The following is a 14,565-nucleotide window of genomic DNA, read 5'->3' on the forward strand; positions in this document are numbered from 1 at the left end:
CGCCGTCAATTTAGGCAGTCCGGGGGCAATCGACAAACGATGAATTTTCGCATGAGCCATTAGAAAAATTTGGGACTGGGCATGATTCGACCGCAATTGCCGCTCAATGCACTGCGCGCATTCGAAGCTTCGGCGCGGCATCTGAGCTTTACCCGTGCTGCCGTGGAGCTGTGCGTGACCCAGGCGGCGGTGAGCCATCAGGTGAAAAGCCTCGAAGCGCAACTCAACGTCACCTTGTTCAAGCGTCTGCCGCGTGGGCTGATGCTCACGGGGGAGGGCGAAACCCTGTTGCCGGTGCTGACCACCTCATTTGATCACATCGCGCAGATGCTCGAACGGCTGGCCGGCGGACAGTACCGCGAAACCTTGACCGTCGGGGCGGTAGGGACGTTCGCGGTCGGGTGGTTGTTGCCGCGGCTGGCGGACTTTCAGACGAAACACCCGCTGATCGATTTGCGCCTGTCGACCCACAACAACCGGGTTGACGTCGCTGCCGAAGGGCTGGATTACGCGATTCGTTTCGGCGCCGGGGCGTGGCATGGCATTGAGGCAACGCGACTGCTCGAGGCGCCACTGTCAGTGTTGTGCGTGCCGGAAATCGCCCGGCAACTGCACACGCCGGGGGATCTTCTGCAACAGCGCTTGCTGCGTTCCTATCGCACCGATGAATGGCCGGAATGGTTTCACGCCGCAGGCCTGGCAACCCACGCAGCGCCGCCGCAGAGCATTGTGTTCGACTCATCGCTGGCGATGATGGAGGCCGCGCTGCAGGGCAGTGGGGTGGCGCTGGCACCGCCGCTGATGTTCGCCCGGCAACTGGCGGCGGAGGTGATTCGCCAGCCGTTTGCGATTGAAATCACCACCGGCAGCTATTGGCTGACGCGCTTGCAGTCGCGCCCTGAAACAGCGGCGATGCTCGCTTTCAAAAACTGGCTGCTGCAAATATCTGGTTAATGCAAAACCCTTGTAGGGACAGTGGTGGATTGGAGATCGGATTCAGCGCACCAGGCACGGCCGCTTGTTATCGAACGTCCATCCCGGAATCAGGAACTGCATCGCCACGCTGTCATCCCGCGCACCGAGGCCCATGCCTTTGTACAGTTCGTGAGCCTTGGCCACCTGATCCATGTCCAGCTCCACCCCCAGCCCTGGCTTGTGCGGCACTTGCACGCAACCGTCGACAATTTGCAGCGGCGCCCTGGTCAGGCGCTGGCCGTCCTGCCAGATCCAGTGAGTGTCGATGGCAGTGATATCGCCCGGTGCCGCCGCCGCGACATGGGTGAACATCGCCAGGGAAATATCGAAGTGGTTGTTGGAGTGCGAACCCCAGGTCAGTCCCCACTCATGGCACAACTGCGCGACACGCACCGAACCCTGCATGGTCCAGAAGTGCGGGTCGGCCAACGGGATGTCTACCGACTGCAACTGGATGGCGTGGCCCATCTCGCGCCAGTCGGTGGCGATCATGTTGGTGGCGGTTTTCAGTCCCGTGGCGCGGCGAAATTCGGCCATGACTTCGCGCCCCGAGTAACCGTTTTCCGCACCGCACGGGTCTTCTGCGTAAGCCAGCACGTGATGCTGGTCACGGCACAGGCGGATCGCTTCTTTCAATGACCAGGCGCCGTTCGGATCGAGGGTGATCCGCGCCTCGGGAAAGCGTTCGGCCAGCGCCGTTACCGCTTCGATTTCCGCATCGCCGCTGAGTACGCCGCCCTTGAGCTTGAAGTCCTTGAAGCCGTACTTCGCCTGCGCCGCTTCGGCCAGGCGCACGATGGCGTCGGCGGTCATGGCCTTCTCGTGACGCACACGGAACCAGTCATTGTCGGCGTCCGGTTCGCTGCGGTAGGCGAGGCTGGTTTCGCGCTGATCACCGACGTAGAACAGATAGCCGAGCATCTTCACCTGATCGCGCTGCTGTCCCTCACCGAGCAACGCCGCGACCGGTACGTCGAGGTGTTGGCCGAGCAGGTCGAGCAGGGCGGCTTCGAGCCCGGTGACCGCGTGAATGGTGATGCGCAGGTCGAACGTCTGCAGGCCACGGCCGCCGGCATCACGCTCGGCGAAGGTCTGGCGCACCTGATTGAGGATTTTCTGATAGTTGCCGATCGGGCTGCCGAGCACCAGGCTGCGGGCGTCTTCCAGCGTCTGGCGGATGCGCTCGCCACCGGGGATTTCACCGACGCCGGTGTGACCGGCGTTGTCCTTGAGAATGACGATGTTGCGGGTGAAAAACGGCCCGTGGGCGCCGCTCAGATTGAGCAGCATGCCGTCGTGGCCGGCCACTGGAATCACCTGCATTTCGGTGATGATCGGGGCTTTGGCGGTGTCGTGATTGGTCATATTCTTATCCTTGTCAGCATTCTTCAAAACGTAAGTCAGGCGTGTTTCGCCGCGGCTTCGGCGACGGCGAGGTCAGCAGCGGGTTTGGGTGTGGTGCGCGCGGCGAAGACGATGATCGCGGCGATGATCGAGGTCGCAGCCAAACCGTAGAGGCCGCCCTGAATCGAGCCGGTGTGCTCTTCGAGCAGGCCGAAGGTGGTCGGCGCGACGAAGCCGCCGAGGTTGCCCACCGAATTGATCAGCGCAATCACTGCAGCGGCGATCCGCGCATCCAGATACGCCTGCGGAATCGGCCAGAACAACGACGAAGCGGATTTGAAGCCCAGCGCGGCAAAACAGATCGCGACAAAGGCGAAGATCGGCCCGCCGGTGGTGGACATGAACATCCCCGCCGCTGCGATCAACAGCGCGGTGGCGACCCAGGCCTGCTGGTGCTTCCACTTGGCCGAGAAGGCGGCGAAGGCGTACATGCCGATGATCGACAGCAGCCACGGAATCGAGTTGAACAACCCGACCTGGAAGTCACTCATCTCGCCCATTTTCTTGATGATGCTCGGCAGCCAGAACGTCGCGGCGTAGATGGTCAGCTGGATGAAAAAGTAGATCAGGCAGAACAGGATGATCTGCCGGTCCTTGAGCAGTTTGCCCATCGAGGGCCGGATCGGCGTTGCGGCTTCGCGGGCCTTCTGCTCATCGTCGATCGCCGTGACCAACGCATCCTGTTCGGCGCGGGTCAGCCATTTTGCGTCGTGGGGATTGGCATCAAGCCAGAACCAGACGAACACGCACAGCCCGACCGAGAACATCCCCTCGATGAAGTACATCCACTGCCAGCCGTGCATGCCCAGGCCGTTGATCTGCAAGAGCAGGCCGGACAGCGGGCCGGAGATCAGCGAGGCGACCGCCGAACCGCTGAGGAATATCGCGATCGCCTTGCCGCGCTCGGCACCCGGCAGCCAGCGGGTGAAGTAATAGATCACTCCGGGAAAGAACCCGGCCTCGGCCACACCCAGCAGAAAGCGCAGGATGTAAAAGTGCGTTTCGTTCTGGATGAACGCCATGCCGGCGGCGACCAGGCCCCAGGTGAGCATGATGCGGGTCAGCCAGATCCGCGCACCGACTTTCTGCAAGAGCATGTTGGAGGGGACTTCGAACAGCGCGTAACCGATGAAGAACAGCCCGGCGCCGAAGCCGTAGGCGGCAGCCCCGATACCCAGGTCATGTTCCATGTGGGTGCGGACGAAACCGATGTTCACCCGGTCAATGTAATTGACGATGAACATGATCACGAAGAGCGGCAGGACGTGGCGTTTCACTTTCGAGATGGCGGACGCGAGTGTCGAGTCGACGCCCTCGTTCATCCCGGAGACGGAGGTTTTCACTTGGTTTTCTCCCACTGATTATTTTTATGCGGGGTAGGGACTGGGTGCTGCGTTGTTGATAGACATCATACAACTGAGATTTTTTGTCCTACAAGTGGGGTGGAGCGATTAAATTTGTCTGGAGAGCAGATTTTTTATGCCTTTTTATTGATTTTTACCGTGTTTATTGGAGGTTTGTGACTGGATTGGACCGGCCGTACAGTCATCGGTGTCGAGGTTTGGGTGGCTGAGATACCTGTCGTATGCGTGATACTTTTGATTTTATTGAGTGTTGTCATACAAGCTGGCAGTCGTTTCAGGACTAATATCAATCTCGTCAGCCACTGCGCAGTGCTACGATCCGCAAGCCCCGATGACCGGAACCGAACATGCAAGAAGACCTCGACGCCCCCGCCCGCAAACGCGCGCATAACCTTGCGCATGATCTGGTGGAGAAACTCACCCAGAGCATCCTGCTGGGCCAGATGTTGCCCGGCGACAAGCTGCCGTCGGAGAACGCCATCGTTCAGGAACACGGCGTCAGTCGCACGGTGGTGCGCGAGGCAATTTCCAAATTGCAGGCGTCGGGGCTGGTGGAAACGCGGCACGGCATCGGCAGCTTCGTCATCGAACGCGCTGCCGAGCAGGGCTTGCGGCTGAATGTCGACACCGCGCTCGGCGTGCGCAGCATTCTTGAATTGCGCCTGGGCCTGGAGACGCAGGCCGCCGCGTTGGCGGCGCAACGGCGCAGCGATCAGCAATTGCTGCACATGCGTCAGGCGCTGGATGACTACCAGCGTCTGCTGGACAGCAACGACAGTTGCGTCGAGGCCGATCGACGCTTTCATCTGCTGATCGCCGAAGCTACCGGCAACGTCTGCTTCAGCGAAATCATGCAGCACCTGGGCAGCGCGATGATTCCGCGTCAACGGCTCAACGCTGCCGAACGCGGTGCGGCGGACTTGAGCAAGCTGGGACAGTTGGCCCATCTGGAGCACGAAGCAATTTTGAATGCGATCAAGCGTCAGGATCCGGATGCCGCGCGCGCCGCCATGTGGCTGCACCTGACCAACAGCCGCGACCGCTTCGGTGCCCGGCACGGATGAGCTGGCACTGGCCGATCACGATGCGCCGCCGGGCATGAGCCGACGCCGTTGTCGGATGACAGACGCTGAGGGTAACCCGGCGCGAGAGATTTATTGTCTGTGTCGGCCCTTTCGCGAGCAGGCTCGCTCCCACAGGTTGAACGCGCCCCCTGTAGGAGTGAGCCTGCTCGCGATAAGGTCATCAGCCTCACTAAAGATCTTCGATCAGACTTCAACCGGTCGACCCCCCCCCCGCCGCTCCAGATTCAACGCCAGCACACTGATCAACACCACCGCCGCCCCCACCAGCACCATCAGCGTCGGCCGCTCGCCCAGGCCCACCCAAGCAATGCCGATCGCCGTTGGCGGAATCAGGTACAGGCTCATCGTTGCCCGGCTCAAGTCCACATGCTTGAGCACAAAACCCCAGGCCAGATACGCCAGCGCACTGGGAAACACCCCCAGCGCGAGCACCGCCCACTGCACCCGCAATGGCGCCTTCAGCACTGCGTCACTCAGCCCCGGCAGGTAAATCAGCAACAGCAGCGTCCCCGACCACACCGCGTAACACGCAAGGCTAAAACCGTCGTAACGCCGGGCGTGATGTTTCTGCAGGGCGAAATAAATGCTCCACGACAGCGCCGCCAGCAGGATCAGCAAGCCATGCGCGTCGATCTGCCCGAGGCCACGGTCGGCGCTGACCACGATCACCACGCCGATCAGGCCCAGCAGCACACAGCCCCAGCGCCAGGCACTGACCTGATCCTTGAACAGATAGCGCGCCAGCAGCGTGCTGAACAGCGGGCTGGTTTGCGCCAGTACACTGCTGGCGCCGGCACTGACGCTTTGCTGGCCAATGTTCAGCGCCACGTGATGCAGGCTGACCGCGAACAATCCCAATGCAAACAGCAGGGGCACGTCGCGCCGCTGTGGCAGGCGAATGCCCTTGAACGCCGCGATCAGCGCCATGAACAGCGATGCCAGGAGAAACCGCAGCAACGCCAGATGGCCGGGTTCATAGGCTTGCAGTCCGAGATGGATGCCGGTCGGCGAATAGGCCCAGCAGGCGACCACGAAGACCATGGCCAGAACGACTTTCAAAGGGGAGGGGGACGGCATGATGAGCGCACCAGTGAGGTTGATGCGCCGAGTATCCGGGCGCGCAATCATTCGTCACAACTGACTTATACTGTGCTGAATATTCACTTTGAGTGATGAGTATGGAGCTGGCTCAGATCCGCATGTTCAAGTCCGTGGCCGATGAAGGCAGCATTGCCCGGGCCGCTGAAAAGATGTTTTGTGTGCCGTCGAACATCACCGCGCGGATCAAGGCGCTGGAGGCGGAATTGGGTGTGGCGCTGTTTCTGCGCGAAGGGCGCGGGCTACGGATCAGCCCGGCGGGGCAGACGTTTCTGGTATATGCCGAGAAGATTCTGGCGCTGACTGCCGAGGCCAAGCGTGCGCTCGATCCCGCCGCCGAACCGTCCGGCCCGCTGCGCATCGGTGCCATCGAGTCCTCGGCCACCGGGCGTTTGCCGCGGCTGTTGGCGAAATTTCACCAGCGCTATCCGCAGGTCGCGCTGGAACTGACCACCGGCACCTGGGGCCAGTTGCTCGACGACACCGTCAGCCATCGACTCGACGGCGCCATCGTTGCGGTGGACGTCGAGCGCTCGCAACTCAAACGCACACCGATGTACCGCGAAGAACTGCTGCTGATTGCCTCGACGTCATTCGGACCGGTGCACGATATCCATGACCTGCAGGACAAGACCGTGTTCATGTGGCCGCAGGGCTGCCCCTATCGGGCGGCGCTGGAGCACTGGTTGTTGCGTCAGGGGCAGGCGCTGCCGATCGTCAGCCTGGCGAGTTACGGGGCGATTGTCGGTTGCGTGAGTGCCGGCGCCGGGGTCGCGCTGGTGCCCAAGGGCGTGTTCGAGCAATACGCCAAAGGCGCCGGGTGTGTCGGCTATGAGTTCCCTGAGCTGACGGCTATCGAAAACCTGTTCTATTGGCACGAAAACGCCGGGGTGCACCCGGCGCGCGAGGCGTTTGTGGCGATGTTGCGCGAGGAGTTTCAGGCCTGAGGGCCGGTGACATCGCGCATCAACAATCCAAAGCGCAAATCCACCGCATCCGGAATCGGTAGATACACCGTGTGCCCATCGCCCGGGGCGACTTCAATGGCCTCGCCCTTGGCACTCTGCAACTGGTGCAGATCGAAGTGGAAATTGCCCTTGGGCGTCATCAGCTCCAGGTGATCACCCAGTGCAAAGCGGTTCTTCACCTTGACCTCGGCCAGCCGGTCGCGGCGCTCGCCGGTCAGTTCGCCGACGAACTGCTGACGCTCGGACACCGAGCTGCCGTTCTGATAATTCTGGTATTCGTCATGCACATGCCGGCGCAGGAAACCTTCGGTGTAGCCGCGCTGCGCCAGTGATTCCAGGTCGGTCATCAGGCTGCGGTCGAACTCGCGCCCGGCCATCGCATCGTCGATCGCTCGGCGATAGACCTGAGTGGTGCGCGCGCAATAGAAGTGCGATTTGGTGCGGCCTTCGATCTTCAGCGAATGCACGCCCATGCGGGTCAGGCGTTCAACGTGTTGCACCGCGCGCAGGTCCTTGGCGTTCATGATGTAGGTGCCGTGTTCGTCTTCGAATGCGGGCATCAGCTCATCGGGGCGATTGGCTTCCTGCAGCAGGAACACCTGATCGGTCGGTGCACCGATGCCCAGGGTCGGCTCGGGCTGGAACGTCTGCACGATTTCGCCGAGCTGATTTTCCGTGGCCTCCTGCGCCGAGTATTTCCAGCGGCAGGCGTTGGTGCAGGTGCCCTGATTGGCGTCGCGTTTGTTCATGTAACCCGACAGCAGGCAGCGCCCGGAGTAGGCCATGCACAGCGCGCCGTGAACGAACACTTCCAGCTCCATGCCTGGCACCTGCTCGCGGATTTCGCCGATTTCCTCCAGCGATAATTCCCGCGAGAGGATGATCCGGCTCAGCCCCTGTTGCTGCCAGAACTCGACGCTCGCCCAGTTCACCGTATTCGCCTGCACCGAGAGGTGGATCGGCATCTGTGGAAAATGCCGGCGTACCAGCATGATCAACCCCGGGTCGGACATGATCAGCGCATCGGGTGCCATCTCGATCACTGGCGCCAGGTCCTTGAGGAAGGTCTTCAGCTTGGCGTTGTGCGGGGCGATGTTGACCACCACGTAGAAGCGCTTGCCCTGAGCCTGCGCTTCGCGAATGCCGAGCGCGAGGTTGGCGTGGTCGAACTCGTTGTTGCGCACCCGCAGGCTGTAACGCGGCTGCCCGGCGTAGACCGCATCGGCGCCGTAGGCGAAGGCGTAGCGCATGTTCTTCAGGGTGCCGGCGGGAGCGAGCAGCTCCGGGGCGGCGAGGGGCAGGTCAGGGATCATGGCGGCAGGCATCGGTCGCAAAAGCGCGGCAGGGTAGTGCAGTGGCCATCGTGGTTTATTGATCTGGATCTACCTTTGCGCGGGTCGCGCTGATCTGCGCAGCTGATCTGTGCAGGACTGGCACAAATCATGTGCCGGTTTCACTGTGTTCGGTGGGGGGGTGGCTGCTTAAGATTGGCGCATCCACTCAACCGAAGCAGGAACATCCCATGCAGAACTTCACCCGTCGTTTACTTGCCGCTTGTGCATTTTTCGGTGTGTTGGCCAGTAGCGCGGCCATGGCCGACAACCACCCGACCATTCGGGCGATGTCCGGCGCCACGCCGGTCGATCATCTGTCCGCCGGCAAATCGGCATTGCTGGTGATCGATTTCCAGAATGAATACTTCAGCGGCAAGATGCCGATCCCGGACGGCGCCACTGCCCTGACGAAAACCGGTGAACTGATCGCCTTCGCCGACAGCCACAAAATCCCGGTGTATCACGTGCAGCACGTCGCGCCGGCCGGTTCGGCGGTGTTTGCCATCGACGGTGAGACAGTGAAGTTCCACAAGGACATGCAGCCGCGTCCGCAGGATGTAGTTCTGCAGAAAACCACGGTCAGCGTGTTCGGCAGCACCGACCTTGACGAGCAACTGAAAAAAGCCGGTATCCAGACGCTGATCATTTCCGGCCTGATGACCCACGCTTGCGTGGCGGGTGCGGCACGGGATGCTGCGCCATTGGGCTACAACGTGATCGTCGCTGCCGATGCCTCGGCGACCCGCGCCATTACCCGGAGCAACGGTGTGTCCATCGACAAGGATTCCCTGCACAAGGCGGCACTGGCGGAAGTCGAAGACACCTTCGGCGACGTGCTCACGACTGAACAGATTGTGCAGTTGCCGGTGCGCTGACGGCGTTTGCCGATCGGCAACTATGCTCCATGAACAAAGATGGCACTCGCGCGCGCCCCGGCGGACTAAGGTTCGTGGCGTGCGAGACGCCTGACTGACATGGACCGGACATGAACGAGAAAACCCTGCAATTCAAATCCCTCACCGTGTTGCTGCTGTTGGTGACGGTCGCCTTCATCTGGATTCTGCTGCCGTTCTACGGTGCGGTGTTCTGGGCGGTGATCCTCGGCATTCTGTTTGCGCCGATGCAACGCCGGTTGCAGCAGAAGTTCGGCTGGCAGCGCAACCTGACATCTTTATGCACCCTGGGTATTTGCCTGGTCATCGCGATTCTGCCGGTGATCATCCTCAGCGTGTTGCTGGTCCAGGAAGGCGCGACGTTGTACAACAACATCGAAAGCGGCCAACTGGACATCGGTGCCTATCTGGCGCAGTTCAAACACAGCCTGCCGCCGTACTTTCAGCACTTGCTCGATCGCTTCGGCATGGGCGAACTCAACGGTCTGCGCGAAAAAATCGTCAAGGCGTCGATGCAGGGCAGCCAGGTGCTGGCCACTCAGGCCTTCAGTTTCGGCCAGGGCACGTTCGAGTTCGTGGTCAGCTTCGGCATCATGCTCTACCTGCTGTTTTTCTTTCTGCGCGATGGCGCCGAACTGGTGCGCAAGGTCCGTACGGCCGTGCCGCTGGAAGAGAGTCACAAACGGCGTTTGCAGTTGAAGTTCAACCGGGTGGTGCGCGCGACGGTGAAGGGCAACCTGGTGGTGGCGGTCACTCAGGGCGCATTGGGCGGGGCGATTTTCTGGTTTCTCGACATCCCCAGCGCGTTGCTGTGGGCGGTGCTGATGGGCTTTCTGTCGCTGTTGCCAGCAGTGGGGGCGGGGATCGTCTGGGCGCCGGTGGCGCTGTACTTCCTGCTCAGCGGGATGATCTGGCAGGGCGCGGTGCTGGCGCTGTTCGGAGTGTTCGTGATCGGTTTGGTGGACAACGTGCTACGGCCGATTCTGGTGGGCAAGGACACGCGTATGCCCGATTACATGATTCTGATCTCGACCCTCGGCGGGCTGGCGGTGTTCGGTCTCAACGGTTTCGTGATCGGCCCGCTGATTGCGGCGCTGTTCATGTCGAGTTGGGCGCTGTTCATCGAGACCAAACCAAAGGTCCAATTACCCTAAGCGTGGAACGGCGCGCTGATGATTTTCTGCGACAGGGCCTGCGCCGCCGGCAAGGACGTGAGCGGGCCGCTGATTGGCTCACCGTCGCGCACCAGATACCAGCAGGCCAGCAATCCCGACTCTCTGAGGGATGCGGGAACCGCGCTGCCGACCACCGACATGATTTGAACCTGAGCCATGACACGTACCTCCATCAATCGATGGAGCTACCTTATGGATTCGCCACGCTCAGGGACAATCAACGCTTTCGATAGTCGTCATTGATAACCGTGAGGACTGTTTCAGTCGACAACCTGGTCGAGCATGTGCACCACTTCGCGCTCGTTGAGCAGGCCCTTGTGCACCAGGTTCTCGGCCAATAGCGAAAGAAACTTGGCGCAGCGGTGGCCTTCCAGGTGCTTGAGTTCGGTCAGCGCGCTGTACACCTTGCTGGAAGTGCATAAACCGACGATGCGGTGCGGATTTTGTGTAGGCATGAGTCGTCCTTGTTTTTATCAACCTGTTGTTTACGGACGGATTCAGATTGCGGTTCCGTCATGACAAATAGATGACCGTTCTGTGTTTTGCCCCCAACGGTCAGGTTCATCATGCCGACTTTAGCTGCTCAAACTGTCCTCACAGCGACCTTGGCGAGATTTTTTCAGACTCTACCCGACCGACGGTCATAAAAAAGCCCCGCTATAAAGCAGGGCTCTGTCTTGCTGTTACCAGCGACCACCGTAGTAGTGCGGGTGACCGTAGTAGCCGCGTGGTGGGCCGTAGTAAACCGGGCCCGGTACGTAAACCGGTTGTTGTACGTAGACCGGGGCCGGCTGGTAGTAGACCGGTGGCGGCGGTTGTTGCACATAAACCGGTGCCGGTTGAGCGTAAACAGGCTGTTGGACGTAGACCGGCCGGTCCTGGTTGATCAACGCTGAGCCGATGATGGCCGAGCCGACGATCGCGCCAAATACCGCCGGGCCTTGCCAGCCACCGCCGTGGGCTTCTGCCTGACCTGTGATAGCGAATGCACCAATCAACAAGGCCACGATGGGGAGTTTACGAATCATGATAATTCCTCGGTTCTTCGACCCGGCGTCCGGGCCTGCACCAGGCCCAAAGTTGTCGCGGGGATACTTCTATGACAGCGAAATTCTGAAAATCAGCACAGCCGCTGGGTAAATTTTGTGTAAGGTCTGTACCGGCTTCTTTACCGGTGGGTCAAAGGGGCCCGCGGCCCGTTGCAGACAGGCGCTCATGATCGTTCAGAACCCGATGGAATGGCTAACTCCGTCCATCCGAAAGTCCGTTTGAAGGAGAAGTTTCATGCAGATGAATCCCAACAAAGACACCCAGCTGTGCATGTCCCTGTCGGGGCGCCCCGGGAATTTCGGTCTGCGGTTTCATAACCATTTGTATGAGCAGTTGGGCCTGAATTTCTACTACAAGGCGTTCAGCAGTCAGGACTTGCCGGGTGCCGTGGGCGGAATTCGCGCACTGGGGATTCGTGGTTGCGGTGTGTCGATGCCGTTCAAGGAAGCCTGCATTGCGCTGGTCGATGAGCTGGATGCGTCGGCGGCGGCGATCCAGTCGATCAACACCATTGTTAACACCCACGGCCACCTCAAGGCCTACAACACCGACTACATCGCCATCGCCCAGCTACTGCAAACCCACGCGGTGCCAAAAGATACGACGTTCGCCCTGCGCGGCAGCGGTGGCATGGCCAAAGCGGTGGCCAGCGCCTTGCGCGATGGTGGCTACAAACACGGTTTGATTGTGGCCCGTAACGAGCGCGCGGGCAGGGCACTGGCGGATTCGCTAGGCTATCGCTGGCAGGCGGAACTGGGCGAAGAACGCCCGCAGATGCTGATCAACGTCACCCCGGTAGGTATGGACGGCGGGCCGGAGGCAGGGCAACTGGCGTTCACGCCTGAGGTGATCAAAACCGCCGACACGGTGTTCGATGTGGTAGCGATCCCGTCGGAGACGCCGCTGATCGTGCGCGGCCGGGCCGAGGGTAAAAAGGTGATTACCGGGCTGGAGGTGATTGCTATCCAGGCGCTGGAGCAGTTTGTCCTGTACACGGGCGTGCGGCCGACTGAAGAGCAGTTTGCGGCGGCGGTCGCGTTTGCTCGTAGCTGATGTGTGTTTGCCGGACTGGCCTCATCGCGAGCAGGCTCACTCCTACAATGAAATGCGTTTCTCTGTGGGAGCGAGCCTGCTCGCGAAGGCCGCAACCCGGTTCAGATCGGGTTGCCTATACTGCGGCATCAGCAAGCAAAGACTTGCCCCTCATAAAAACCGTTATCGAGGCTGCCCATGCATCCGCCCATCCTCAACCTGCACCAGGTCGAACTCGAACCCCTTCCCGAAGCCCTCGCTCCTGAAGGCGAAACCGCTGGTCGCTATCAGCAGAGCATGGCCCGTATCGGCCAGCAGCTTGGCGCGCAGAAGCTTGGCTATCGGCTGTACGCATTGCCGCCGGGCATGCGCGGCAGTCCGTTTCACAGTCATCGGGTCAATGAAGAGATGTTCTATGTGGTGGCGGGCGAGGGCGAGGTGCGGCTGGGCGCCGAGCGCTTCCCGATCCGTGCTGGCGATGTGATTGCCTGTCCGCCCGGTGGCCCCGAAACGGCGCACCAGATCATCAACACCAGCGATGCAGAACTGCGTTATCTGGCGGTCAGTACGCAGCAGCAACCGGACATCTGTGAGTACCCGGATTCGGATAAATACGTGGTGATGGATAACTTCAAGGTCGACGCCCAGGGCAATGCGTCAGGCTTCGTTGCCGTGGCGCGGCAGGCGGATGGGGTGGATTACTGGGATGGCGAATAATCCGTAGATCCCATGTAGGAGTGAGCCTGCTCGCGATGGTGGCCTGTCAGGCAATGAATTTCTGAATGAACCACCGCAATCGCGAGCAGGCTCACTCCTACAAGGGGGTGTGGTGCTATTCGAGGCGGGCCAGGCGCTCTTCCAGCGCGGCGATCCGTGCTTCCAGCTCCTCGATGCGCTCGACCGAAACACCGCCGCTCGCGCGTTCCCCGGGATTGTGCCGTGCCGCCAGAATCGCCTCGATGTCCGCCGGATCGCCCAGCGCATGGGTGTAGCGGTCTTCGCGCTGACCGGCCTGACGCGGGATCAACACCGCGAGCCCGCGCGCGATCAGGCGTTCAAGCTGATGCACCACTTGCTCGGCATCTTCGAAATCATGCATGCGGCCGCTGCGGGTCAGCAGTTCGTTGACGGTCTGCGGGCCGCGCAGAAACATCAGCCCGGTGAGAATCACCTGGGCCGGCACCAGCTCCAGCGCCTTGTCGATCTTGTGCTCCCAGCGATCAGCGCGACTGCCCATGACAAGCTTGGTGTAACCGTGGCTCTCCAGCGCCCGCAGGCTCTGGCCGACCTGGCCTTGAGTCAGGTTCATCACCGGCTCGCGGCTGGGTTTCTGATTGCAGGCCAGCACCAGTGCGTTGAGAGTCAGCGGGTAGGTTTCCGGGCTGGTGGCCTGTTTTTCGATCAGCGAACCCAGAATGCGGATTTCCGTGGCGTTGAGCCGTGGTTCGTCGGTGATGGTTTCAAGTTCGGTGGTCATCGCGCGTTCCCTCTGCAGTCGAAGGCGCCTAGCCTAATCCTTGGCTAACAAAAGGCAAGCCGTGTGGTCATCAAGCATGGTTATAATCGCCTCCACGTTCCACCCAGCCACCACACGAGACTGCCATGACCATTTCCCTGTACGCCGCATCCGTCCCGGTTTTTCAACAAATGCTCAACGCCCTGAGCGATGTCCTGAAAAAGGCTGAAGCCCACGCCACCGAGAAAAACATCGACCCGAACGCCTTCCTGCAAGCGCGCCTGTACCCGGACATGTTCCCGCTGGTGCGTCAGGTACAGATCGCGGTCGATTTCGCCAAGGGCGTTTCCTCGCGTCTGGCCGAAGTCGAAATCCCGAAATATGACGATACCGAAACCACCTTCGCCGAGCTGCAAGCGTTGATCGCCAAGGTCCTGGCCTACATCGGCGAGATCAAGCCTGAGCAGATCAACGGCAAGGAAGGCATCGAGATCGTTACCCGTCCGGGCACCCCGAAAGAGAAGCGCTTCAGCGGCCAGGCTTACCTGCTGAGCTACGGTCTGCCGCAGTTCTTCTTCCACGTCACCACCACCTACGCGCTGCTGCGTCACAACGGTGTTGAAGTGGGTAAACGCGATTTCATGGGCGCGTACTAAAACACCCGGCAACAAAAAAGCCCGCCAAGGTTTGCGCCTTGGCGGGCTTTTTATTGCTTTTCTGTAGGAGTGAGC

At 60.8% G+C, this 14,565-nt stretch carries 16 protein-coding genes; 8 read left to right on the top strand and 8 right to left on the bottom strand.

All coding sequences use genetic code 11. The annotated features are described in order from the left end of the window. The first annotated feature begins 81 nt into the window (after positions 1-81). Complete coding sequence (locus PseAD21_RS11745; RefSeq protein ID WP_102355815.1) at positions 82-954, top strand: LysR family transcriptional regulator; 873 nt, start codon at positions 82-84, stop codon at positions 952-954. A gap of 42 nt (positions 955-996) precedes the next feature. On the opposite strand, the gene gudD is transcribed toward PseAD21_RS11745, so the two are convergent. Together gudD and PseAD21_RS11755 are read right to left on the bottom strand one after the other, a co-directional pair. Further along, positions 997-2,340 (bottom strand): glucarate dehydratase, encoded by a 1,344-nt coding sequence (gudD, locus tag PseAD21_RS11750; protein ID WP_102355816.1) that lies wholly within the window; start codon positions 2,338-2,340, stop codon positions 997-999. Positions 2,341-2,375: 35 nt separating this feature from the next. Further along, complete coding sequence (locus PseAD21_RS11755) at positions 2,376-3,722, bottom strand: MFS transporter (protein ID WP_102355817.1); 1,347 nt, start codon at positions 3,720-3,722, stop codon at positions 2,376-2,378. Positions 3,723-4,090: 368 nt separating this feature from the next. On the opposite strand from PseAD21_RS11755, the gene PseAD21_RS11760 reads away from it, so the two are divergent. Further along, complete coding sequence (locus PseAD21_RS11760; protein ID WP_102355818.1) at positions 4,091-4,807, top strand: FadR/GntR family transcriptional regulator; 717 nt, start codon at positions 4,091-4,093, stop codon at positions 4,805-4,807. Between the two features lie 204 nt (positions 4,808-5,011). On the opposite strand, the gene PseAD21_RS11765 is transcribed toward PseAD21_RS11760, so the two are convergent. Further along, positions 5,012-5,905 (bottom strand): DMT family transporter, encoded by an 894-nt coding sequence (locus PseAD21_RS11765; RefSeq protein WP_178082122.1) that lies wholly within the window; start codon positions 5,903-5,905, stop codon positions 5,012-5,014. Between the two features lie 101 nt (positions 5,906-6,006). On the opposite strand from PseAD21_RS11765, the gene PseAD21_RS11770 reads away from it, so the two are divergent. Continuing rightward, a complete protein-coding gene (locus tag PseAD21_RS11770; protein ID WP_102355820.1) occupies positions 6,007-6,873 on the top strand; it encodes a LysR family transcriptional regulator in 867 nt (288 codons plus the stop codon). Here the strand turns inward: PseAD21_RS11770 and yegQ are convergent. Further along, entirely contained in the window at positions 6,864-8,207 is a 1,344-nt protein-coding gene (gene yegQ / locus PseAD21_RS11775; RefSeq protein WP_102355821.1) for a tRNA 5-hydroxyuridine modification protein YegQ, read from the bottom strand. The two genes, PseAD21_RS11770 and yegQ, sit on opposite strands and share 10 nt — an antisense overlap. 209 nt (positions 8,208-8,416) lie before the next feature. Here yegQ and PseAD21_RS11780 point away from each other — a divergent pair, with 209 nt between their 5' ends. Together PseAD21_RS11780 and PseAD21_RS11785 are read left to right on the top strand one after the other, a co-directional pair. Beyond that, positions 8,417-9,103: a cysteine hydrolase family protein gene (locus PseAD21_RS11780; protein WP_102355822.1), complete on the top strand. Its 687-nt coding sequence runs from the start codon at positions 8,417-8,419 to the stop codon at positions 9,101-9,103. A 110-nt stretch (positions 9,104-9,213) separates the two neighbouring features. Further along, positions 9,214-10,275, top strand: a complete 1,062-nt coding sequence (locus PseAD21_RS11785) for an AI-2E family transporter (RefSeq protein WP_102355823.1) — start codon at positions 9,214-9,216, stop codon at positions 10,273-10,275. On the opposite strand, the gene PseAD21_RS11790 is transcribed toward PseAD21_RS11785, so the two are convergent. The 3 genes from PseAD21_RS11790 to PseAD21_RS11800 form a co-directional block, all read right to left on the bottom strand. Then, entirely contained in the window at positions 10,272-10,454 is a 183-nt protein-coding gene (locus PseAD21_RS11790; protein ID WP_102355824.1) for a hypothetical protein, read from the bottom strand. The genes PseAD21_RS11785 and PseAD21_RS11790 overlap by 4 nt on opposite strands. 102 nt (positions 10,455-10,556) lie before the next feature. Further along, complete coding sequence (locus PseAD21_RS11795) at positions 10,557-10,751, bottom strand: hypothetical protein (protein WP_025108897.1); 195 nt, start codon at positions 10,749-10,751, stop codon at positions 10,557-10,559. 228 nt (positions 10,752-10,979) lie between these two features. Continuing rightward, complete coding sequence (locus PseAD21_RS11800) at positions 10,980-11,324, bottom strand: hypothetical protein (protein ID WP_025108898.1); 345 nt, start codon at positions 11,322-11,324, stop codon at positions 10,980-10,982. Between the two features lie 256 nt (positions 11,325-11,580). Between PseAD21_RS11800 and PseAD21_RS11805 the strand changes: the two genes are divergently transcribed. Together PseAD21_RS11805 and PseAD21_RS11810 are read left to right on the top strand one after the other, a co-directional pair. Beyond that, positions 11,581-12,399, top strand: coding sequence for a shikimate 5-dehydrogenase (locus tag PseAD21_RS11805; RefSeq protein WP_102355825.1), 819 nt, complete (start codon positions 11,581-11,583; stop codon positions 12,397-12,399). 177 nt (positions 12,400-12,576) lie between these two features. Beyond that, positions 12,577-13,095 carry a cupin domain-containing protein gene (locus PseAD21_RS11810; RefSeq protein WP_102355826.1) on the top strand — a complete coding sequence of 173 codons (519 nt, stop codon included), beginning with the start codon at positions 12,577-12,579 and terminating at the stop codon, positions 13,093-13,095. Positions 13,096-13,210: 115 nt separating this feature from the next. Here PseAD21_RS11810 and PseAD21_RS11815 read toward each other — a convergent pair whose 3' ends face one another. Further along, on the bottom strand, positions 13,211-13,855 hold the full coding sequence (locus PseAD21_RS11815) for a YceH family protein (protein WP_102355827.1): 645 nt from the start codon (positions 13,853-13,855) through the stop codon (positions 13,211-13,213). A gap of 125 nt (positions 13,856-13,980) precedes the next feature. Here PseAD21_RS11815 and PseAD21_RS11820 point away from each other — a divergent pair, with 125 nt between their 5' ends. Continuing rightward, the gene (locus PseAD21_RS11820; protein WP_025108902.1) at positions 13,981-14,490 is read left to right on the top strand and encodes a DUF1993 family protein; all 510 of its coding nucleotides are present in this window, start codon (positions 13,981-13,983) and stop codon (positions 14,488-14,490) included. Positions 14,491-14,565: the final 75 nt, after the last annotated feature.

The sequence above is a fragment of the Pseudomonas sp. AD21 genome (assembly GCF_002878485.1).
Classification (GTDB): Bacteria; Pseudomonadota; Gammaproteobacteria; order Pseudomonadales; family Pseudomonadaceae; genus Aquipseudomonas.